Raw genomic sequence first — 21,632 nt, 5'->3', positions numbered from 1 at the left:
TCCTAGTGGCGGGGGGTGTCCCGTCAGCGGGTGACCGTGCCAGGGGGTTACGCGGGGGAACCGCCTGCACAGCGGACGCACCGCCTGCCCCGAGGAGGGCTGCCCGTAGAATCACCCGCATGGAGGCCGAGTGAGTCCGATGCATCGGCGCGACCCCTCCCTCCGCTCCCGCCGCTCGCGGGCGGCCCTCCTCCTGCTCCGCTCGGCAGGTGCTGCCGCCCTCGCGCTCGGCCTGACCGGCGTGGCCTCCCCCGCCCTCGCGGCCCCGGTCACCGCCGCGACGGCGACCTCGACGCCCGCTCCCGGCACCGTCACCACGACCGCCGGGGTCGGCAGTGACGGCGTCCTGCGGCCCGGCCAGGACCTCGAGCTCTCGATCGCCGTGCGCAACGGCACCACCGAGGCGATCGACAGCGCCGACGTGACGGTCGCCCTCTCCTACGCCACCCTCGACACCCGCGCGGAGCTGCACGACTGGCTCGACGCCGAGGCCGACAACGACACCGACCCGGTCCGTGCGACCGCCCAGCTGCGCCTGCTGCCCTCCAGCACCGCCGAGGCCGGCCTCACCGTGCCGGTCGACCAGATCCCCTTCTCCAACGACCGGACCGCGCTCGGCACCCACGCCGTCCTCGTCACGGTCACCGGTCCGGGTGGTGTCGTCTCGACCGCTCGCACCGCCGTCGAGCTGACCGACGACGCGGTGGCCCCGGAGCGCGAGACCGGCGTCAGCGTCCTCGTCCCGCTCACCGTCCCGGACACGGCCGACGGCCTGCTCTCGGCCGAGGCCCTCGCCGACTACACCGACGGCACGGGGACCCTCACCCGGCAGCTCGACGCGGTCGCGGGGAAGGGCGTCACGATCGGGGTCGACCCGCGCATCCTCGCTTCGATCCGCATTCTCGGCAGCGCCGCTCCGGAGTCCGCCCTCGACTGGCTCGACCGGCTGCAGTCCGTGCCGAACGAGCGCTTCGCCCTGCCGTACGCCGACGCCGACGTCTCGGTCCAGGCGCAGGCCGGGCTCTCCGCGCTCCTCTCTCCCACCTCCTTCGAGTACGCGATCGACGACACCCGCTTCGCCGCGGTCCCCGGCACCGCCAGCCCGGCGCCCACGGTCGCCGTCGACTCCGACCAGCCGGCCGAGGACCTGCCGGCGCGTCCGAGCACCGAGTCGCTGCTCGCCTCCGACTGGAGCACCTCCCTCGGCAGCGTCGCCTGGCCCGACGAGGGCACCCTCCGCGGGTCGGACCTCGACGTCTACGCGGCCAGCGGCATGAACCGCACGGTCGTCCCCTCCTCCGGTCTCCTGCTGCCGGAGGAGGTGACCACGACCTCGCGCGCCACCGTCGGCGACTCGGACCTGGTGGTGGCCGACTCGCGCCTCACCGAGGCGTTCGACGCGGCCGCCACCGCCACCGACGACACCGAGTGGCGCGCCCGCATGTCCGAGATCGCCACCGATCTCGCCGAGGTGCAGGAGGAGGGGACCGCCCCGGACGTCGTGCTCACCCTCGGCCGCGGCTCGGCGATCGGCGCCGCGCGCCTCTCCGAGACCCTCGACGCGATCGAGTCGCTGCCCTGGGCCCGCGGAGTCGCCCTCTCCACCGCCCTCGCCGTCCCCGCGACCGAGGGCGCGAGAGTCGTCGACTCGCCGGAGTCGGAGTCGCGGCTCGACCGGGTGCGCGACCTGCTCGACGCCGGCTCCGAGGTCGAGGCGTTCTCCTCCGTGCTGCAGGAGCCGGAGCTGCTGTCGGGCAAGAGCCGCAACGACGTGCTGGCGCTGCTCTCGGTGACCTGGCGCGGAGACGGCAGCGGCTGGGGCGACGCCGTCGGCGCGGCCATGACCGAGGCCGACCGGACGCTCTCGCTGGTGTCGATCGACGCGACCGGCAGCATCCTGCAGGTCTCCCGCGACTCGAGCATCCCCGTGTACGTCCGCAACGAGCTCCCCTGGCCGATCGCCGTCCGCATCCAGGCCTCGACCTCGAACGCCGTCCTCGACATCGACGAGGAGGCGATCGAGACCACCGAGATCGACGCCCGCTCGCAGGGCCGCGTCCTCATCCCCGTGAAGGCCCGGGTCGGCAACGGCGAGACGAGCCTCGGCCTGCAGCTGACCTCGGCGCAGGGCGTCCCCATCGGCACCCCCACGGGCATGACGACCAGCGTCCGCGCCGACTGGGAGACCGTCGGCACCCTGGTCATCGGGATCGCGCTCGTCGTCGTCTTCGGAGCCGGCATCCTCCGCAACATCCGCCGTCGCCGTCGAGGCGACACCCCTGAGGACGAGGAGGACCCGAACGCCGTGCTCGAGGTCCAGCCCGATCTCGACGACCAGCGATCGGACCCGCGTGGCTAGCTTCTCCCTCGGACGCGCGAGCGCCGTCCTCGCCTCCGGCACGATGGTCTCGCGGATCCTCGGCTTCATCATGTCGATCGTCATGGCGAACACGATCGGAGCCGCGGTCGCGCCGGGCGCGGACGCCTTCACGACGGCGAACCTGCTCCCCAACACGATCTACTCGATCATCGCGGGCGGCGCTCTGAACGCCGTCCTCGTCCCGCAGATCGTGCGGGCGGGCCTCGACGCCGACGGCGGCCGCGGCTACATCAACCGCCTGCTGACCCTGGCGCTCGGCCTGCTCCTGGTGACCACGATCGCCGCCACGGTCCTCGCTCCCCTGCTCGTGCGCCTCTACGCGCCCGGCTACGGACCGGAGCAGTACCAGCTGGCCGTCGCCTTCGCGTTCTGGTGCCTGCCGCAGGTCTTCTTCTACGGCCTCTTCACGATCCTCGGCGAGGTGCTCAACGCCCGCGGCTCGTTCGGCCCCTTCACCTGGGCGCCCGTGCTGAACAACGTCGTGGTGATCGCCGGGCTCGTCGCCTTCATGGTGCTGTTCGGCGCCGATCCGGAGGGGAACCGTCCGGTCGACTCGTGGTCCCCGGCGATGGTCACCCTCCTCGGCGGGAGCGCGACACTGGGCATCGTCGTCCAGTCGCTGTTCCTGATGATCTTCTGGCGGAGGGTCGGCCTCAGCTACCGCCCCGACTTCCGCTTCCGGGGCGTCGGCCTCGGCACGGCCGGGCGGATGTCGCTGTGGTCGTTCGCCACGGTGCTGCTGACCATCGTCGCCGGCATCGTCGAGAGCCAGGTCTCCTCCACCGCGTCCGGCGAGGGGCCCTCGGCCGCGGCGCTGCAGAAGGCGTGGCTGATCTTCATGCTGCCCCACTCGGTCATCGCGATCTCGATCGCCATGGCCTACTTCACCAAGATGAGCGGCCACACCGCACGGGGGGAGATGAAGGAGTTCCGCTCGGACGTCTCCACCTCGCTCCGCCTGGTGCTGATGATGCTCGTCTTCGCCGCCGCCGCGATCGTCGTGGTCGCGGTGCCGTTCGGCTCCGTCTTCACCGACTCGTTCGCGGACGCGCAGGCCATCGGAGCGATCGCCATGGCCTACGTGATCGCCCTGCCGCTGTTCTCCTCGATCGCCATCATGCAGCGCGCGTTCTACGCCCTGAGCGACGGAGCGCGGCCGTTCCTGTTCACCCTGGTGCAGGTCGTCGTGGCGGTCGCCGGGTACCTGATCGTGCTCCGGCTCCCCGCCGACCGCACCGCTGTCGGCATCGCCGCTGCGACCTCGCTCGGCATCTGCGTGCAGGCCCTCGTGGCGGCCCTCCTCCTGCGCCGCCGGCTCGGCGGCCGCGGAGGCAGGCGGATCCTCGTCAGGCTCGCGCAGTTCGTCCTCGCCGCGGTGCCCTCCGCCGCCGCCGGCTACGGCGTCCTGGTCGCCCTCGGCGGCACGCGCGCGGGCGGTTTCGCCGTCTCGAACTACGTGGAGCCGCTGCTCTCGATGGCCGCGATCGGCACCGTGATGGCGCTCGTCTACTTCGCGGTCCTCTGGTTCCTCCGGGTGCCGGAGCTGCGCGCCGTCCTCGCTCCGGTGCTCCGCCGACTGGGCCGCTGATGCTGCTCCGGTAAAAGCCTGGACAGAGGCTTTTTCTGGTTCTGCTGAGTCGACCGGACCGTAGCGCTGCCCACGCTCCCGGGCCCGCGGAATAGTGCCCGCCTAGGATGTGTTGTAGCCCACGGAGCCGCGGAACGATTCGAGCGACCGGCTCCGGGTGCTCGGCTCCCGCCCCACCCGTCACCGCTCGTACAGACCCCGAGGAGTTGCCGTGCGCGACATCGTCATCATCGGATCCGGCCCCGCCGGCTGGACCGCCGCCATCTACGCGGCGCGCGCCGAGCTGCACCCGGTGGTCGTGGCCTCGTCGGTCGAGATCGGCGGCGACCTGATGAACACGACGGACGTCGAGAACTTCCCCGGCTTCCCCGACGGCGTCCTCGGCCCCGAGCTGATGACCTCGATGCAGGCGCAGGCCGAGAAGTTCGGCGCCGAGACCTTCTACGACGACGTCACCTCCCTCGATCTCGAGGGCGAGGTCAAGACCGTCCACCTCGGCTCCGGCGAGAGCATCGAGGCGAAGACCGTCGTCGTCGCGACCGGATCCGCGTACCGCAAGCTGGGCCTCCACGACGAGGACCGCCTATCGGGACACGGTGTCTCGTGGTGCGCCACCTGCGACGGCTTCTTCTTCAAGGGCAAGACAATCGCCGTCGTCGGCGGAGGCGACTCCGCCATGGAGGAGGCGACCTTCCTCACCAAGCACGCCGCGAAGGTCTACGTGATCCACCGCAAGGACTCGCTCCGCGCCTCGAAGGTCATGCAGAAGCGCGCCTTCGACAACGACAGGATCGAGTTCATCTGGAACGCCGAGGTCACCGGCATCACCGGCGAGAACCACGTGGACGGCGTGAAGCTGCGCGACACGGTCGACGGCACCGAGTCCCACCTCGACCTCGACGGCCTGTTCATCGCGATCGGCAACGACCCGCGCACGCACGTCGTGCACGGCAAGCTCGACCTCACCACCGAGGGCACCATCTCGGTGGTCGGCCGCTCCTCCCAGACCTCCGTTCCCGGCGTCTTCGCCGCGGGCGACGTGATCGACCCGACCTACCGTCAGGCCGTCACCGCCGCGGCATCCGGAACGGTCGCCGCCCTCGACGCGGAGCACTACCTCGCTTCGCTCGCCGATGGCACCGCCCACACCGAAGGCTCACCCCGGGCCGAGCTCATCACCCGCTGACCGTCCGGTCATCGCACATCGGAGCCGGCAGCCCGCCGACTCGTGAAGGAGAGAACACCATGTCCACCGCGAAGAGCGTCACCGACGCATCGTTCCAGTCCGACGTCCTCGACTCCGAGAAGACCGTCCTGGTCGACTTCTGGGCCGAGTGGTGCGGCCCCTGCCGCATGGTCGCACCGATCCTCGACCAGATCTCGGCCGAGCACGGCGACAAGATCGAGATCGTCAAGCTGAACGTCGACGAGAACCCGCAGACCGCTGCGAAGTACCAGATCACGTCGATCCCGGCGATGAAGGTCTACCAGAAGGGCGAGGTCGTGAAGACCGTCATCGGCGCCAAGCCGAAGCCGGCCCTCGAGGCCGACCTGGCCGCGTTCCTCTGAGTTCACACCCCTGACCGCCCTCTGCGGTCTCCGAGAGCCCCTGTCTCGTCGTGACGGGGGCTCTCCTCGTTCCCGGGGCTGTTTCACGTGAAACAGCCCCGCTGGGACGCAGGCCACGCTCCCTGCGGTGGCGCCCGACCGCCCCGCCGCAGCACAGGACCGGCCGGTATTGTGGATCCACCCGGCTCTGGCCGGAGAGACCCTGTCCACCGAGCGAAGCGGAACCATCGTGACCAACCGCGGCACCAACCTCGACCCCTGGTACAACTCCTATGCGGAGCGCACGGCCGGTCTGGCCGCCAGCGAGGTTCGAGCCCTGTTCGCCGTCGCGTCACGCCCCGAAGTGGTCTCGCTCGCCGGCGGCATGCCGTTCGTGTCCGCGCTCCCCCAGGACCTGGTGACCGGCGCCATCGACACCGTGATGCGGGAGCAGGGGCCCGTCGCGCTGCAGTACGGGTCGGGCCAGGGCGTCCCCGTCCTGCGCGAGCAGATCCTCGACGTCATGGCCCTCGAGGGCATCTCCGCCAGCGCGGACGACATCGTGGTCACCACGGGCTCTCAGCACGCCCTGGAGCTCGTTTCGAAGCTGTTCCTGGACCCGGGGGACGTCGTCCTCTCCGAGGGCCCCAGCTACGTCACGGCGATGGTCATCTTCCGGTCGTACCAGGCCGAGGTCGAGCACGTCCCGATGGACGAGCACGGGCTCATCCCCGCCGCGCTCCGCGAGCACATCGCCCGCGTGCGCGCCGCCGGCAAGACGATCAAGTTCCTGTACACGATCCCCACCTTCCACAATCCCGCGGGCGTGACCCTCAGCTGGGAGCGCCGCGTCGAGATCCTCGAGATCTGCAAGTCCGAGGGAATCCTCGTGCTCGAGGACAACCCGTACGGCCTCCTCTACTTCGAGGACGTCCCGCCGAAGGCGATGCGCTCGCTGGAGGAGGACGGAGTGATCTACCTCGGCACGTTCTCGAAGACGCTCGCTCCCGGCTTCCGGGTGGGCTGGGCTCTCGCTCCGCACGCGATCCGCGAGCGGCTGATCCTCGCCAACGAGGCGGCCGTCCTCAGTCCGTCGTCCTTCAGCCAGCTGGTCATCTCGAAGTACCTCGAGACAGCCGACTGGCGCGGACAGATCGACACCTTCCGGGGCGTCTACCGCGAGCGGAAAGAGGCGATGCTGAAGGGCCTGCAGACCCATCTGCCCGGCCTCAGCTGGACGAACCCGAACGGCGGCTTCTACGTCTGGGTCACGCTGCCCGAGGAGCTCGACTCCAAGGCGATGCTGCCGCGCGCAGTGAAGGAGCTCGTCGCGTACACGCCGGGTACCGCGTTCTACGGCAACGGAGACGGACGTCAGAACATCCGCCTCTCGTTCTGCTACCCGACGCCGGAGCGCATCGGTGACGGCATCCGCCGCCTCGCCACGGTCATCAACGGAGAGCTCGATCTGCTGTCGACCTTCGCGGGCACGGGCCGGCTGAGCAACGCCGACGCGAGCAAGCGTGACGCCGTCCTGCCGCCGAACGTCTCCTGACACCGCTCCTTCGATAAGAAAGCCCTGGTCATGACCGATTTCTCTGTGCTCGACCGTACACTCGACATCGTCGTCATCAGCGGTGGCATCAGCCACGAGCGCGACGTCTCCTTGCGGTCGGGCCGTCGCGTGGCGGATCGTCTCTCCGCGATGGGCCACCGCGTCTCCCTGCACGAACCGGACGCCGGCCTCCTCTCGACGCTCCTGCAGAAGCGTCCCGACGTCGTCTGGCCCGCGGTGCACGGGGCGAGCGGTGAGGACGGTGCGCTCCTCGGGCTCCTCGAGGCGGCGGGCTTCGCCTACGTCGGCTCGCAGACGGACGCGGCGCGCCTGGCCTGGTTCAAGCCGACCGCGAAGACGCTCGTCGCTCGCGCCGGCTTCTCGACCCCGCGCTCCGTCACCCTCCCCCGCGAGACCTTCCGCGAGCTCGGAGCCGCCGGGATCCTGGAGCAGGTCGAGGCGCACCTGCCGGGCTCCCTCGTGGTGAAGCCCGCTCAGGGCGGTTCAGCCCAGGGCGTCAGCATCGTGACGGAGTCGTCGCAGCTCCCGCGAGCGATGGTCGAGGCGTACACCTACGGCGACGTCGTGCTCATCGAACAGCAGATCCAGGGAACCGAGGTCTCCGTCGGTGTTCTCGACCTCGGTGACGGACCTTTCGCACTGCCGCCCGTAGAGATCGCACCCGTCGCGGGCCAGTACACATTCGAGGCGCGCTACAACGCGGGGGAGACGCACTTCTACACGCCGGCCCGGATCTCGCCGGAGACCACGGAGGAAGTGTCCCGCGTGGCCGTTGCGATCCACGAACTGCTGGGACTCCGCCACCTGTCGCGGCTCGACTTCATCATCGACGACGCCGGACTCCCCTGGTTCTTCGACGCGAACGTCCTTCCCGGAATGACCGAGACCTCACTCGTTCCCCAGGCCATCGAGGCATCCGGCCGCTACCTCGGCGACGTCTACTCCACCCTCGCGAAGCTCGCCGCCTCCTGACTCCATACCGTTTCACGTGAAACGGTCCGCTGCGCGTACGCTCCTGGTCGCGAGGCTGCGGCGTTATGAACAAGTGCGCGAAACCATGCCAGACGAGTAGCCGGATCGCGGCATATCGAGACCCGCGATCGGCCTCTTCTCCTATGACATGGGTCGAGCAGCCGCCCAACAACGTGTCTTGGTCTTCATCAGCAGACCAGGAGTGCCGACTCGGGGGAAGAACCCGAGGCCGCGTCTCGACCCCCACAACGTCGGACACCCACCGCCGCGCCGGTCGAGTATCCGTAGATCGGCGTGGTGAGGCCCCTTCGTCGCGCTAAACCCACCAGGAGTCACCCGGCCCAAGGGCTTCGATCGGCACCTGGTCCTCGTCGTCATGCTGGTCGGGAACCGCATTGCTGCGTATCGAGACCCGGAGCCCCTCGGTGGGTACCAGGTGAGGCATTGCCTGGAGCAAGATGTCCACCCCAATCGTTTCGCTATATCCGCAGACATACCGACGAAGAGCAGTAGTGCGTCGAATCGAGGCTCACCACAATCGCCACCCGCGCCATCTCTGGGGAGACACAACATGGTCGATCGACGCTGATCGACACCAGGCACCCGTCGCCATGCTGGTCGAGTAGCCACTACGCGACGTACCGAGACCCACGGCCGGAAGGGATCCCTCTCGCTTGGTTCTCCGACCTCAACTCCGCCTCGGGGGGTGGTGCCTGAATCTCGTTGGTCAGGCGAGCGATCTCTTTCGAACACTGCGGTCGAAGTCTGTCCCACGATGATCTGCACGTGCGTCCAAGGTTCTCGGCAGGGGCGTTTCACGTGAAACGCTTCCGCGGCCGTTGAGCAACTTCAATCGGAAAAGTTGCGCCCTGTGGAGGGAGTCCAGCCGACGAGGGCCTCCTGATTGACCCGACGAGTTCGTAGCTCTTCAATGGCGAGGCCGCCCCAGAGCGCACCGTTTCACGTGAAACGGCCCTTCCATTGAGTCTTTCAGTGCTCTCTGGGGGCGACCACCGACTGGGTCCTCCGTAAGACATCGGCGAACCCACTCATCACATCGGCGTCGATCCGCGAAAATGGAGGGTACTGCATTTCGTCTTACTTGCCCGCCCGCCAGCCAATGCCTGGAGGCCCAGGAGGCGCTCCTCCCGAGGGACATGGGATGCACGGTCGGCCAAGGGAGTCCTCATCTCAGCGGCGGATGGACGGCTGTTTCACGTGAAACATTGCTCCCGCCAACTATCGGCGATGAGGGCGTCGCCCCTGGCAGAGGAGAGCCGCACCGAGTGCGACCAGTCCAAGTGCCAGTCCAGCGCCGCCAGCGAGCCACTGAACGCGACAAGAACTACGGAGACCGACGATGTCTGAACTCAGCCAACCCTAGATCCGGCGCTCTACGCCTACTCAACCGCCATGTAGGCGCATCGTGCGCTGCTCTATCCAGAGATCAATGCCCCAGATACCCGGCGATCGTCACCGTTCGGCAATACCAGCCGTATTCTCGACCAGGACCGGAGTAAGCAGGGCCCCGCAGAACCTGGAACCACTTCATCGGACTGTACCGGTCAGAAGGGCCTATCAATCAGAGAGAGGACGACAACCGAGAATCCTCAGCTCATAAAGCATCTCGAAGATCGCCCCAAGCGTGCTGATCTGCGATCGCGGTGCCGACGAGGGGAGCGGATACCGCCACATCGGCGATTGCGGCCAAGAACACAGCGCGAGCACGCGCACGCCAGCCGCACGGCGAATCAGTGGCCGCCGCTAGGCCGGCCCTCTACGGAGCGAGCGACACCTCGGTCGGCTCCCCGATCTCGGCGAGGATGCGGTTCAAGTCCTGGATGGTGGCGAAGTCGATGACCATCTGGCCCTTACGTGCGCCCAGGGTGACCTTGACGCGCGTATTCAACCGGTCGCCGAGGTGATCCGCGATCGACGAGAGGTGTCCGGAGTGCCCGCCCTGCTCCTCCACCACGGGACGCGTGGTCGTCCGCGGCGCCTTCATCTGCGCCGCGGCGGCCTCGGCGGCGCGGACGGACAGGTCCTCGTTGACGATCTTGTCGGCCAGGCGGCGCATCATCTCGACGTCGTCGAGGGACAGAACCGCACGCGCGTGTCCTGCGGTCAGGACGCCGGCAGCGACGCGGGCCTGCACATCGGCCGGGAGCCGCAGGAGACGGAGCGTGTTCGAGATCTGCGGCCGCGAACGTCCGAGCCGCGTCGCCAGGGCCTCCTGGGTGATCCCGAAGTCGCTGAGGAGCTGCTGGTAGGCGGACGCCTCCTCGAGCGGGTTGAGGTCGGCGCGGTGCAGGTTCTCCAGCAGCGCGTCGCGGAGCATGTTCTCGTCGGCCGTGTCCTTGACGACCGCGGGGATGGTGGTCAGTCCCGCGGCCTTCGAGGCGCGGAACCGGCGCTCACCCATGACGAGCTCGTACTTCGCTCCGCCGCGAGCCGTCACGGGCCGGACGACGATCGGCTGCAGCACTCCGAACTCGCGGATGCTGTGGACGAGTTCCGCGAGGTCGTCCTCGTCGAACACCGACCGCGGCTGCGCCGTGTTGGGGGTGATGTCGGCGAGGGGGAGTCGCGCCAAGCGCGCTCCGGGGACCTCGAGGAGCTCCTCGGCACGGGCCGAATCGCCGACCTGATCAGGGAAGAAGACGTCGACGGGCCGGGAGCGCGACTCGTCGCTGGTCGGGATGAGCGAGCCGATCCCCCGGCCGAGTCCCGTGCGCTTGGTCGCCATCAGCGTGCCTCTCCTTCGTGTGCCGTCTCGGGTGTCTTCCGAGCTCCGCGTCGTGCGATCTCCGCGGCCGCCTCCAGATACGCCAGCGAACCGGACGACTGCGGGTCGTAGCTGATCACGCTCTGTCCGTAGCTCGGCGCCTCCGAGATCCTCACGTTGCGCGGGATCACCGCACGCAGCACCTCCTTCGGGAAGTGCTCTCGGACATCCGCTGCCACCTGCTGGGAGAGGTTGGTGCGGCCGTCGTACATGGTCAGGAGGATCGTCGAGACACCGAGGTTCGGGTTGAGGTGCCGCTCGATCAGGTCGATGTTCTTGAGCAGCTGGCTGAGCCCCTCGAGCGCGTAGTACTCGCACTGGATCGGGATGAGCACCTCGCGAGCGGCGACGAACGCGTTGATGGTCAGCAGACCGAGCGACGGCGGGCAGTCGATGAAGACGTAGTCGAACGGCTCGTCCATGGTGTCGAGCATGCGGTCGAGCGCACGGCGGAGACGCTGCTCGCGTGCGACGAGCGAGACCAGCTCGATCTCGGCGCCGGCCAGGTGGATGGTCGCCGGCACACCGTAGAGCGAGGCGAACTCCGGGCTCTTCTGCACGACGTCCGCGAGGGGAGTGTCGTTGACGATCACGTCGTACACGCTGGCCGTCTCGGCGCGGTGCTCGATGCCCAGGGCCGTCGACGCGTTGCCCTGCGGATCGAGGTCGATGACGAGCACCTTCGCCTCACCGCGGGCGAGCCCGGCGGCGAGGTTGACGGTCGTCGTCGTCTTGCCGACGCCGCCCTTCTGGTTCGAGATCGTGATGACGCGCGTCGACTCGGGCTTGGGCAGCGGCTGGGCGTTCAGCAGTGCGCGCCGGCGGGTCATGTCCGCGATCTCCCGGGCCAGGGGAGTCGAGGAATCGAAGCCTCCGGTCAGACCGGCGGAATCGGTTTGTTTCACGTGAAACCTTCGCTCAGCGAGTGGGACGGACAGCAGCACCGAGGAGTCGACGGACGAGGAGTCGGGGGCTCACTGCGGCGTCGTGGCGATCAACCCACTGTAGCCCGGACGACCCTCGTCACCTCGGAGAGCACGCCGTCGCCGAGCACGACGACCTCGGGAGGGGAGAGCCGGAAACGACGGATCTGCTTGGCCGCCGCCTCGATCTCCTTCTCGGCGTTGATGCCCTTCAGCAGGACCAGCTCGCCTCCAGGCCGCAGCAGCGGCGCGGTCAGCGGGATCAGCTTCGAGAGAGCGCTGACCGCCCGAGCGGTCACCTGGTCGAGAGGCTCCGCGAGCTCCGCCTCTTCAGCACGGGCTCGAAGAACTGAGACATTCTCGAGTCCGAGTCCGTCCACCTGCTCCTGAAGCCAGACGACGCGACGCTCCATCGGCTCGATGAGCACGAAGCGGACGTCGGGCCGCACGATGGCGAGGACGAGCCCGGGAAGGCCCGCGCCACTGCCGACATCACCCACCAGTCCCGGACGCAGGAGAGGGGCTACCAGGGCGCTGTTGAGCACGTGCCGCGTCCAGAGACGGGGGAGCTCCAAGGGCCCGATCAGGCCGCGCTCCTCACCCTGGTCAGCGAGAGCTTCCGTGAACCGCCGCAGGAGGGGCAGGCGGTCGCCGGCGATCGCCGCAGCGGCTGCGGGCTCGGCCTCGAGGGTCGACTCCACGCCGTTCAGCCGCGGGTGATGACGGTGTGGCGCTCGCGCGCCTCGCCGCGCGACTCCGACACGAAGCCGCGCTCGCCCACCATGTCGTGGACCAGCTTGCGCTCGTACGACGACATGGGCGGGAGCGAGGCCGACGTGGCGCCGTCCTCGATCCGCTCGATCGCGCGGTCGACCAGCTGGGCGAGCTCCGCCTCGCGGGCGTCGCGGGAGCCGCCGATGTCGAGGATGAGGCGGGAGAACGCGCCGGTCTTCGTCTGGACCGCCAGGCGCGTCAGCTCCTGCAGTGCCTGGACGGCGTCGGGGCGGGAGAGCACCCGGAGGTTCGTGTCTCCGGAGGCGGTGACCGAGAGGTAGGCGCGGCCGTTGCGGACCTCGATGTCGATGTCGCCGTCGAGGTCGCAGATGTCGAGGAACTCCTCGATGTAGTCGGCGGCGACGTCGCCCTCGTCCTCGAGCTGCGAGAGCGTGGACTCGGGCGCCTCGTCGACGGCGGACGCGTCCACGTCCGCGGGTGCTGACGCGTCGTCGGTGATGGTCTGCATCGGATCGGTCATGGCGGCTCTACTTCTTTCCGGCTTGCTTCTTGGAGCGGTTCTTGCTCACGGGCTGCGTGCGCTGCACGGCCTTCTTCTCGACGAGGGTGACGTCGCCGGCGGCCGTGGTCTCCTCGACCAGCTTGCCCTTGCGGCGCAGGCGCTCCTCGCGGGCCTTGGCGGCCTCGCTGCCCGGGGTCGGCATGTTCCGGATGACGATGAACTGCTGGATCATCGTCCAGATGTTCGAGGTCAGCCAGTAGAACATCACGCCGAGGGGGAAGGCGAAGCCCGAGAAGGCGAAGACGAGGGGGAGGATGTAGAGCAGGATCCGCTGCTGCTTGAACGTCGGCGAGGCCTTCGCCTCGGGCGACATGTTCTTCGAGACGATCTGCAGCTGCGTGATGAACTGCGACGCGGTCATCAGGACGACCATGATCACCGCGATGATGATGACCGGCTCCTGGCCGCCCTCGGCGAGTGCGCCCTGGATCGACTGGTGCAGCGGTGCGACGCCGAAGAGGTTCGCCTCGCCGAACTGGCGGGCGAGCGTCTCGTCGAGCGGGCCCACGCCCTTCTGGCTGTGCTGCGCCGCGTTCAGCACCGAGAACAGGCTGAAGAAGATCGGCATCTGGATCAGCAGGGGCAGGCAGGAGGCGAGCGGGTTGGTGCCCGTCTTCTTGTAGAGCTCCATGGTCTCGCGGGACATCGCCTCGCGGGACAGCTGGTCGCGCTTGCCCTTGTACTTGTCCTGGATCTTCTTGAGCTGGGGCGCGACCTCGAGCATCCGGCGCTGGCTCTTGATCTGCTTGACGAAGATCGGGATGAGCGCGGCGCGGATGACGATGACCAGGCCGACGATCGAGAGGACCCAGGTGATTCCCGCGGCCGCCTCCATGCCGGTGAAGGTCAGCAGCTGGTGGAAGGCGACGAGGAGCAGCTCGACCACCCACTTGAGGGGCCAGAGGATCGTGCCGAGGAGGTCCATGGAGTGGGGTCAGTCCTTTCGAGGGCCCACGACGAACCCGGCTCGCGTCACGGCGAAGCGGGTCCGGCCGGAAGCCGGTCGGTGCAGGGGGATCGAGGTCGGGACGTCGTCGATGCCGCCGGCCGCCCACGGGTGGCAGCGGAGCAGACGGCGGGCCGCGAGGACGGAGCCGAGGACGAGCCCGTGGAGCTGGACCGCCTGGAGCGCGTACGCGGAGCACGAGGGGTAGTAACGGCAGACGTCCCCGTAGAGAGGGGACACGACCGCCCGGTAGACGATCAGGAGCAGGACGCCGATGTTCCGCGGCAGCAGGAGGATCGCCCACCCGAGCCGGGCGAACGGCGCCTCGCGGCGGGGGAGCACGGCGGTCACGAGGACGCCCCGCTCTTCCGCGCGGCTCGCGCCATCGCGGACCACACCTCGGAGCGCAGCTCCGACCAGGGGGCGTCGGCGCTGCCGGGCAGCGCGCGGACGACGACCTGGGTGCCGGGGTCGATCTCGGGGACGAGCTCGAACGCCACGGCCTTGAGCCGGCGGCGGACGGTGTTGCGCGTCACCGCGGTGCCGACCGTCTTGGCGACGATGAACCCGAACCGCGCCGGATCGCCCGCGGAGGACCGGCGGACATACGTGACGGTGTGCGGTCCTGTGGACCGCACACCGCGACGGACGACTGTCCGGTACTCGCCTCCGTGGACGATGCGATTGGCTCTGGCCAGCACCGCTGGTCGGTACCGCTCGCTGCTAGGCGGAGAGCTCGGTGCGCCCCTTGGCGCGGCGCGCGCTGAGGATGCCGCGGCCGGCACGGGTGCGCATGCGCAGACGGAAGCCGTGCACCTTGGCGCGACGACGGTTGTTCGGCTGGAAGGTTCGCTTGCTCATAATCAGATCTCCACGTACGTGTTCCGCGGCGCGAACCGGCACCACCCGCTCGGGCGGAGACTCGGATCCTCCGGGAAGAAGGGGTGCCCGGCTGCGGAATCCGCTCGGCCTGCGAGGGCCGCACGGACGACACCGGGCAGGCGTCAACTGATTTAAACTACGGCCTGTTCCGTCACCGGTCAAATGTGGACGGCGCGAAACCTCGATCATGCACACGGGACACGGGGTTCCGCGCATTGACACGCGGGTGTCGCTGTGGTGGATTTGTCTCCCGTCGGCTCCGTTCGTTACGGTGTTGAGCCGCAGTTATCCACAGGTGGGATCCGCGTCCTCCCGCGCCCGCACAGGCATCGCTCGAGGCCGGTGGACAACCCTGTGGAGAGAGCGGCACTCGAGACCCGGCTCCGCGCCCGGTCCGCGACGCCCCTGCAGCGGGCGGCGACGGGTCCGGCGGAGACGGCGATCCCGCAGCGACTTCACAGCGACAGCACCCAGGACCGGAGACAGATGGCAGACGACACGTCGATGGTCGACGCGTGGAACGTGATCCTCGGCGCACTGTCCCGGGACGAGCGGATCACCGCTCCCCTCTACGGGTTCGTCTCGCTCGTGGAGCCCAAGGGCATCATGGCGGGCACCTTCTACCTGGAGGTCCCGAACGAGTTCACCCGCGGGATGCTCGAGCAGCGCGTGCGCGTGCCCCTGCTCAGCGCGATCGGGACGCTCGACGACTCCTTCGGCGTCACGACGTTCGCCTTCGTGGTGAACCCCGACATCGAGCACGAGCCCCTCAGCTCCCCGTCGTCGCAGGAGTCGATGAACCCGTTCGAGCCGATCACCGCCTCCTCGGCGACGGTCGCGCCGACCCGCGGGGTCGAGGAGCTGCGGACCGTGCCGGCGACCGACACCCGGCTGAACCCGAAGTACAGCTTCGACAACTTCGTCATCGGAGGCTCCAACCGGTTCGCGCACGCCGCGGCCGTCGCGGTCGCCGAGGCTCCCGCCAAGGCCTACAACCCGCTCTTCGTCTACGGCGACTCCGGGCTCGGCAAGACGCACCTCCTCCACGCCATCGGCCACTACGCGATGAGCCTCTACCCGGGGATCCGCGTGCGGTACGTCTCGAGCGAGGAGTTCACGAACGACTTCATCAACTCGATCGCGAACAACCGGGGCAACGCCTTCCACGGCCGCTACCGCAACGTCGACATCCTCCTGATCGACGACATCCAGTTCCTGCAGGGGAAGGCGGAGACGCAGGAGGCGTTCTTCCACACCTTCAACCAGCTGCACGACCACAACAAGCAGGTCGTGATCACGTCCGATCTGCCGCCGAAGGCCCTGACGGGCTTCGAGGACCGGATGCGCTCGCGCTTCGAGTGGGGCCTCATCACCGATGTGCAGGCTCCCGACCTCGAGACCCGCATCGCGATCCTCCGCAAGAAGGCGGTCAGCGAGAAGCTGCTCGTGCCCGACGACATCCTCGAGTTCATGGCGTCGAAGGTGTCGAGCAACATCCGCGAGCTCGAGGGGACGCTCATCCGCGTCACCGCGTTCGCGAGCCTGAACCGCACGCCGGTCGACATGTCGCTCGTGCAGACCGTGCTGAAGGACCTGATCACGCTCGACGAGGACAACGTCATCTCGCCGGTCGACATCATCAACCACACCGCGGACTACTTCAAGCTCACGGTCGACGACCTCTACGGCTCGTCGCGCTCGCAGGCCGTCGCCACCGCGCGCCAGATCGCCATGTACCTGTGCCGCGAGCTGACGAACCTCTCGCTGCCCAAGATCGGCCAGCTGTTCGGCAACCGCGACCACACCACGGTCATGTACGCGAACAAGAAGATCTCGGAGCTCATGAAGGAGCGCCGCAGCATCTACAACCAGGTCACCGAGCTGACCACCCGCATCAAGACGAACCGCTAGTCGGTAGTCGTACGGTCCCCGGGACCACCTGTCCCGGGTGACGTGTCCGGGGGTCCATCGGCGTCCGTGCGCGGTGGTCGGGTAGTCGCTCCCCTCTCTTCGTGTGAGGGGAGGCGACGGGGATCGCGGCGCGAGCAGCAGGGCGTCGGTGTCGGCGCGCGTCGAGATCGGGCGAAGGCGCTGGCGGGGGTCTCGATACGGCTCGCTGGGGCTACTCGACCAGCATGAACCGCACGTGCTCAAGGGGTCCGGGTGAGCGGCTGAGCGGCCGGCGTGCGATCGGACGGTGTCGATCCGCCGAGCGACGGCCAGGAGAGCAGCGCAGGGGAGAGGGAGCGCGCATCGTCTTCCGCGCCGCTCGGACGGCGCGAGCCGCGTTCGACGGTCTCCGTCGTGACCCGGAGACGTCGTCGACGGACTCCTCGACCCACTGCGCGGGCCTCGGACACGCCGCCTCGCGCGCCTCGGAGGGCCGATTTCCACAGTGTGAGGAACCTGTGGATAACTGTGGACAACCGCCTCGGGACTGTGCGCCGGGAGAGCCCGCCTGTGGAGGGCGACCGGTCGGCTCGGATCGCTCCACAGGGCGTCCACGGGCCCGCTCACACTCCCTCCACAGGGGCGGGTCCCTCCGATCCCACCCAGGAGTAGGGGTCCGAAGCGTTTTCCACAGTTTCCACACGTGTTAACACTGTTAACGCAGTTCTCTCTTTAATGAAGCCTCGACCGGCAACCTCTCCACAGCGGCTCGGGAGTGCTCGGCGGTCCACCCCCTTCCGAGCTCGTCGAGCCCGGCGGGTACGATGGGCGACGGTCTTCGTCCGCGACTCGTCAGGGGTGTACTCGTGAGGTTCCAAGCCAACCGCGATGTCTTCAGCGAGGCGGTGTCCTTCGCGGTCAAGCTGCTTCCGCAGCGCACGACCCTGCCGATCCTCTCCGGAGTCCTCATCGAGGCGACCTCCGAGGGTCTGACGCTGTCCTCCTTCGACTACGAGGTGTCCGCGCAGACGCAGATCGCGGCCGACGTGGAGGAGACGGGGACCGTGCTCGTCTCGGGCCGTCTGCTCGCCGACATCGCGAACCGCCTCCCCAACGCTCCCGTGCGCATCGCCACGGAGGAGTCGCGCGTCTCGGTCTCGGCCGGCTCGGCGCACTTCACGCTCCTGCAGATGCCCGTGGAGGAGTACCCGAGCATCCCCGAGATCGATGCCTCCACCGGCCTCGTCCCGGCCGACGCCTTCGCGGCCGCCGTCTCGCAGGTGGCGGTCGCCGCCTCCCGCGACGACGTGACCCCCGTCATCACCGGCGTGCAGCTCGAGATCACCGAGAACACGATCGGCCTCGTCGCGACGGACCGCTACCGCGTCGCCGTCCGCGAGATCGACTGGGACAACGGGGACAACCCCGCGCCCACCCAGCCGCTCACCGCCCTCGTGCCCGCGCGCACGCTGCAGGAGGTCGGCAAGACCTTCGGCCACTCCGGCACCGTCTCCGTCGCGATCACCAACCGCGACGAGCGCGAGCTGATCGCCTTCACCGCGGACCGCAAGACCGTCACGTCGCTGCTGATCAAGGGCAACTTCCCGCCCGTGAAGCGCCTCTTCCCCGCCTCCGTCGAGAACTACGCGGTCATGTCGACCAGCGACCTCATCGAGGCCACCCGCCGCGTCTCGCTCGTGCTCGAGCGAGAGGCGGCCCTCCGCTTCAGCTTCAGCAGCGACGGCCTCACCCTCGAGGCCATCGGCTCCGAGCAGGCGCAGGCGTCCGAGAGCATCGACGCGATCGTGACCGGCGACGACGTGGTCGTCTCGCTCAAGCCGCAGTTCCTGCTCGACGGCCTCGCCGCCGTCCACTCGGAGTTCGTGCGCATCGCGTTCACGAAGACCGAGAACCCCAACAAGCCCGGCCCCGTCCTGATCACTGCGCAGACCTCGCGGGAGCAGCCCGGCAGCGACAGCTACCGCTACCTGCTCCAGCCCAACCTGCTGCTGCGCTGACCACTCGCCGGATCGCAGAGCCGCGACCGCCCCGCTCCCGACGAGCGCCCGCCCGCCGGACAACGAATCCAGGAAGGTTCACCATGCACATCGGACTCGTCGGCCTCGGCAAGATGGGCGACAACATGCGCTCCCGCCTCCGCTCCAAGGGGCTCGAGGTCACCGGCTACGACCGCAATCCCGACGTCTCGGACGTGGCCTCTCTCGACGAGATGATCGCCGCACTCCCCTCGCCCCGCATCGTCTGGGTGATGGTGCCGGCCGGCGAGATCACCGACGCGGTCGTCAAGGACCTGTCGGAGAAGCTCAGCGAGGGCGACCTCGTCATCGACGGCGGCAACTCCCGCTTCACCGAGGACTTCAAGCACGACGCGCTGCTGAAGCCCAAGGGCATCCACTACATCGACGCGGGAGTCTCCGGCGGCGTCTGGGGACTCCAGAACGGCTACGGCCTGATGGTCGGCGGCCCGAAGGAGCTCGTCGAGTACGCCATGCCCGTCTTCGACGCGCTGCGCCCGGAGGGCCCCCGCGAGGAGGGCTTCGTCCACGTCGGCGAGGTCGGCGCCGGCCACTACGCGAAGATGGTCCACAACGGCATCGAGTACGCCCTGATGCAGGCGTTCGCCGAGGGCTACGAGCTGCTCGAGACCCGCAGCGACATCATCAAGGACGTCACCGGCACCTTCAAGGCGTGGCAGCGCGGCACGGTCGTGCGCTCCTGGCTGCTCGAGCTCCTCGTCCGCGCCCTCGAGCAGGACCCGGACTTCAAGAACATCGAGGGCTACGTGCAGGACTCGGGCGAGGGCCGCTGGACCATCGAGGAGGCCATCAACAACGCCGTCCCGGTGCCCACGATCAGCGCCTCGATCTTCGCCCGCTTCGTCTCCCGCCAGGAGGACTCCCCCGCGATGAAGGCCGTCGCAGCGCTCCGCAACCAGTTCGGCGGGCACTCCGTCAAGGCCGTCGACTGAGTCGGCTGGTGAGGACTGCCTCCGGCAGTCCTCACGGCGGTCGGCTTCCGGAGGGGGGCGCGTTCCGCAGGGCCGGTGACGGACGGCGGACTGCGGCCCGCCGCCCCCGTGAGGCAGGGATGCTCTCACGGAGGCGGCGGGCCTCCGGCCGCCTCCACCTTGCTACCGACGTCGGGCGGCGAGCCTTCGGCCGCCTTCACGGGCGGGGTCGGGGCGCCGCCGATCATGGTGAGCGAGTAGTGGCCCCGGAGGGGCGTATCGGGATCCGCGTCCCGGACGGTTCCGCCGCCGTGCCGGTCGAGTAGCCCGCAGGGGTGTGTCGAGACCGGGGGCGCAGGCCTGGCCGGCAGGGGAGAGCGGACCGCAGGCACCGGGGCGGGTGGACCGGCCGAGCGAGACGGGCGAGGAGCCCGCAGAGGTGCAGGGAAGGCCCGCGACGACGGGTGGAGGAGAGGAGCGCGACGTGCAGGTGACGCAGCTGGCGCTCAGCGACTTCCGGAACTACGAGTCGGTCGACGTCGAGCTCGTGCCCGGACCGAACCTCTTCGTCGGCCGCAACGGCCAGGGCAAGACGAACCTCGTCGAATCGCTCGGCTACCTCTCCACCCTGGGCTCGCACCGCGTGTCGAGCGACCAGGCGCTCATCCGCGCCGGCCGGGACAGCGCCGTGGTGCGCGCCCGCCTCCGCAACGGCGAGCGCGACCTGCTGGCCGAGGTGCAGATCAACCGCTCCTCCCCCAACCGCGCGCAGATCAACCGCGGCGGGATCAAGCCGCGCGAGCTCCCCCGCTTCTTCTCCAGTGTCCTGTTCGCGCCGGAGGACCTCCTCCTCATCCGCGGCGACCCGTCGGCCCGCCGCCGCTTCCTCGACCAGCTGGTGATCCTCCGCTCCCCGCGGATGAGCGCCGTCCAGGCCGACTACGAGCGGGTGCTGCGCCAGCGCAACTCGCTGCTCAAGTCCGCACGGGCGAGCGGCGTCCGCGACCCCTCGAAGCTCGGGACCCTCGACATCTGGGACGAGCGCCTGATCGCGCTCGGGACCGAGATCATGCAGTCGCGCCTCACCCTGGTGGAGGAGCTGAGCGGACCGGTGCGCGCCGCGTACGAGGCGGTCGCCGGTGCCGACCAGCGTCCGGTGCTCCGCTCCCGCCTGAGCATCGAGGGCGCGGTCGACGACGACGGCGAGCCCGTGGAGCAGCCGGGCGCCGCGTCACCGGCGGCGGGCGAGGGACTGGCGGAGGCGTTCGCGTCCGCCCTGGCCGGGGTGCGCCGCCGCGAGCTCGACCGGGGCGTCTCCCTCGTCGGCCCGCACCGCGACGACGTGCAGTTCGAGCTGAACGCGCTGCCGGCCAAGGGCTACGCCAGCCACGGCGAGAGCTGGTCGTTCGCGCTGGCGCTGAAGCTGGGCGCCGCGGAGCTGCTCCGGCGCGACTCCCCCATGGGCGATCCGGTGCTGATGCTCGACGACGTCTTCGCCGAGCTGGACGCGCGCCGGCGCGAGCGGCTCGCCTCGGTGGTCGCCGACTACGAGCAGGTCCTGATCACCGCGGCCGTCTTCGACGACGTCCCGGAGGCGCTGGCCGCGCACACCGTGCGGATCGAGGCCGGCCGGATCGTCGGCACGGGCGCCGCCGCCGCGCCGATCGCCGTGCCGGAGCCGACCGCACCCGACTCCGCCTCGTCCGATCCGGTGTCCTCCGACTCCCCTCCTCCCGGTCCCGAGTCCTCCCGCTCCTCTTCTCCCGATCCGGTCTCGTCCGACTCCCCTTCTCCTGGTGTCGTCTCCTCCGCCGCGGCCTCCTCCTCGGAGCCCGCGTCCCCAGCGCCGGCGTCCACAGATCCCGCGTCCCCGGAGC

17 protein-coding genes and 1 pseudogene are annotated in these 21,632 nt (G+C 69.2%); 10 read left to right on the top strand and 8 right to left on the bottom strand.

Features of this window, described 5'->3' with window-relative positions:
• Nucleotides 1–139 precede the first annotated feature (139 nt).
• From C5C56_RS08850 to C5C56_RS08825, 6 genes are all read left to right on the top strand, one after another.
• A complete protein-coding gene (locus tag C5C56_RS08850) occupies nucleotides 140–2,359 on the top strand; it encodes a DUF6049 family protein (RefSeq protein ID WP_104319420.1) in 2,220 nt (739 codons plus the stop codon).
• On the top strand, nucleotides 2,352–3,968 hold the full coding sequence (gene murJ, locus C5C56_RS08845) for a murein biosynthesis integral membrane protein MurJ (protein ID WP_258065634.1): 1,617 nt from the start codon (nucleotides 2,352–2,354) through the stop codon (nucleotides 3,966–3,968). The genes C5C56_RS08850 and murJ overlap by 8 nt, the downstream gene beginning before the upstream one ends.
• Nucleotides 3,969–4,179: 211 nt before the next feature.
• A complete protein-coding gene (trxB, locus tag C5C56_RS08840; RefSeq protein WP_104222688.1) occupies nucleotides 4,180–5,154 on the top strand; it encodes a thioredoxin-disulfide reductase in 975 nt (324 codons plus the stop codon).
• Nucleotides 5,155–5,213: 59 nt separating this feature from the next.
• A complete protein-coding gene (gene trxA / locus C5C56_RS08835; RefSeq protein WP_104222687.1) occupies nucleotides 5,214–5,537 on the top strand; it encodes a thioredoxin in 324 nt (107 codons plus the stop codon).
• Between the two features lie 187 nt (nucleotides 5,538–5,724).
• The gene (locus C5C56_RS08830; RefSeq protein ID WP_374953281.1) at nucleotides 5,725–7,071 is read left to right on the top strand and encodes a PLP-dependent aminotransferase family protein; all 1,347 of its coding nucleotides are present in this window, start codon (nucleotides 5,725–5,727) and stop codon (nucleotides 7,069–7,071) included.
• A 30-nt stretch (nucleotides 7,072–7,101) separates the two neighbouring features.
• Entirely contained in the window at nucleotides 7,102–8,064 is a 963-nt protein-coding gene (locus tag C5C56_RS08825; protein ID WP_104319419.1) for an ATP-grasp domain-containing protein, read from the top strand.
• Between the two features lie 1,777 nt (nucleotides 8,065–9,841).
• Here the strand turns inward: C5C56_RS08825 and C5C56_RS08820 are convergent.
• The 8 genes from C5C56_RS08820 to rpmH form a co-directional block, all read right to left on the bottom strand.
• The gene (locus C5C56_RS08820) at nucleotides 9,842–10,810 is read right to left on the bottom strand and encodes a ParB/RepB/Spo0J family partition protein (protein ID WP_104222684.1); all 969 of its coding nucleotides are present in this window, start codon (nucleotides 10,808–10,810) and stop codon (nucleotides 9,842–9,844) included.
• Nucleotides 10,810–11,679, bottom strand: coding sequence for a ParA family protein (locus C5C56_RS08815; protein WP_104247021.1), 870 nt, complete (start codon nucleotides 11,677–11,679; stop codon nucleotides 10,810–10,812). The genes C5C56_RS08820 and C5C56_RS08815 overlap by 1 nt, the downstream gene beginning before the upstream one ends.
• A gap of 164 nt (nucleotides 11,680–11,843) precedes the next feature.
• The gene (rsmG, locus tag C5C56_RS08810; protein WP_104268815.1) at nucleotides 11,844–12,473 is read right to left on the bottom strand and encodes a 16S rRNA (guanine(527)-N(7))-methyltransferase RsmG; all 630 of its coding nucleotides are present in this window, start codon (nucleotides 12,471–12,473) and stop codon (nucleotides 11,844–11,846) included.
• A 5-nt stretch (nucleotides 12,474–12,478) separates the two neighbouring features.
• Nucleotides 12,479–13,027, bottom strand: coding sequence for a R3H domain-containing nucleic acid-binding protein (locus tag C5C56_RS08805; protein ID WP_244229531.1), 549 nt, complete (start codon nucleotides 13,025–13,027; stop codon nucleotides 12,479–12,481).
• Nucleotides 13,028–13,034: 7 nt separating this feature from the next.
• On the bottom strand, nucleotides 13,035–13,994 hold the full coding sequence (gene yidC / locus C5C56_RS08800) for a membrane protein insertase YidC (protein WP_104222681.1): 960 nt from the start codon (nucleotides 13,992–13,994) through the stop codon (nucleotides 13,035–13,037).
• A gap of 9 nt (nucleotides 13,995–14,003) precedes the next feature.
• Entirely contained in the window at nucleotides 14,004–14,357 is a 354-nt protein-coding gene (yidD, locus tag C5C56_RS08795) for a membrane protein insertion efficiency factor YidD (RefSeq protein WP_244230695.1), read from the bottom strand.
• Nucleotides 14,358–14,362: 5 nt separating this feature from the next.
• On the bottom strand, nucleotides 14,363–14,716 hold the full coding sequence (rnpA, locus tag C5C56_RS08790) for a ribonuclease P protein component (protein WP_104222680.1): 354 nt from the start codon (nucleotides 14,714–14,716) through the stop codon (nucleotides 14,363–14,365).
• 22 nt (nucleotides 14,717–14,738) lie between these two features.
• Nucleotides 14,739–14,876, bottom strand: coding sequence for a 50S ribosomal protein L34 (gene rpmH, locus C5C56_RS08785; RefSeq protein WP_055784512.1), 138 nt, complete (start codon nucleotides 14,874–14,876; stop codon nucleotides 14,739–14,741).
• Between the two features lie 507 nt (nucleotides 14,877–15,383).
• Between rpmH and dnaA the strand changes: the two genes are divergently transcribed.
• The 4 genes and pseudogenes from dnaA to recF all read left to right on the top strand — a co-directional run.
• Complete coding sequence (gene dnaA / locus C5C56_RS08780) at nucleotides 15,384–16,808, top strand: chromosomal replication initiator protein DnaA (protein WP_104247019.1); 1,425 nt, start codon at nucleotides 15,384–15,386, stop codon at nucleotides 16,806–16,808.
• Nucleotides 16,809–17,653: 845 nt separating this feature from the next.
• Nucleotides 17,654–18,805 carry a DNA polymerase III subunit beta gene (dnaN, locus tag C5C56_RS08775; RefSeq protein ID WP_104222678.1) on the top strand — a complete coding sequence of 384 codons (1,152 nt, stop codon included), beginning with the start codon at nucleotides 17,654–17,656 and terminating at the stop codon, nucleotides 18,803–18,805.
• 83 nt (nucleotides 18,806–18,888) lie between these two features.
• On the top strand, nucleotides 18,889–19,776 hold the full coding sequence (gene gnd, locus C5C56_RS08770) for a phosphogluconate dehydrogenase (NAD(+)-dependent, decarboxylating) (RefSeq protein ID WP_104319418.1): 888 nt from the start codon (nucleotides 18,889–18,891) through the stop codon (nucleotides 19,774–19,776).
• A gap of 463 nt (nucleotides 19,777–20,239) precedes the next feature.
• Nucleotides 20,240–21,400, top strand: a pseudogene (recF, locus tag C5C56_RS08765) (DNA replication/repair protein RecF); the annotation flags it as partial.
• Nucleotides 21,401–21,632 lie beyond the last annotated feature (232 nt).

Origin of the sequence: Rathayibacter sp. AY1D1 (assembly GCF_002932635.1) — a bacterium.
In the GTDB taxonomy this organism is placed as follows: domain Bacteria; phylum Actinomycetota; class Actinomycetes; order Actinomycetales; family Microbacteriaceae; genus Rathayibacter.
Note: the sequence above shows the minus strand (reverse complement) of the source record. Positions and strands in the feature narration are given on the sequence as shown.

Coding starts and splice junctions, on each gene's coding strand:
- C5C56_RS08805 (WP_244229531.1), bottom strand. CDS start 13,027: ATGACCGATCCGATGCAGACCATCACCGACGACGCGTCAGCACCCGCG.
- C5C56_RS08825 (WP_104319419.1), top strand. CDS start 7,102: ATGACCGATTTCTCTGTGCTCGACCGTACACTCGACATCGTCGTCATC.
- gnd (WP_104319418.1), top strand. CDS start 18,889: ATGCACATCGGACTCGTCGGCCTCGGCAAGATGGGCGACAACATGCGC.
- C5C56_RS08850 (WP_104319420.1), top strand. CDS start 140: ATGCATCGGCGCGACCCCTCCCTCCGCTCCCGCCGCTCGCGGGCGGCC.
- trxA (WP_104222687.1), top strand. CDS start 5,214: ATGTCCACCGCGAAGAGCGTCACCGACGCATCGTTCCAGTCCGACGTC.
- rpmH (WP_055784512.1), bottom strand. CDS start 14,876: ATGAGCAAGCGAACCTTCCAGCCGAACAACCGTCGTCGCGCCAAGGTG.
- C5C56_RS08815 (WP_104247021.1), bottom strand. CDS start 11,679: ATGACCCGCCGGCGCGCACTGCTGAACGCCCAGCCGCTGCCCAAGCCC.
- yidC (WP_104222681.1), bottom strand. CDS start 13,994: ATGGACCTCCTCGGCACGATCCTCTGGCCCCTCAAGTGGGTGGTCGAG.
- dnaA (WP_104247019.1), top strand. CDS start 15,384: ATGGCAGACGACACGTCGATGGTCGACGCGTGGAACGTGATCCTCGGC.
- C5C56_RS08820 (WP_104222684.1), bottom strand. CDS start 10,810: ATGGCGACCAAGCGCACGGGACTCGGCCGGGGGATCGGCTCGCTCATC.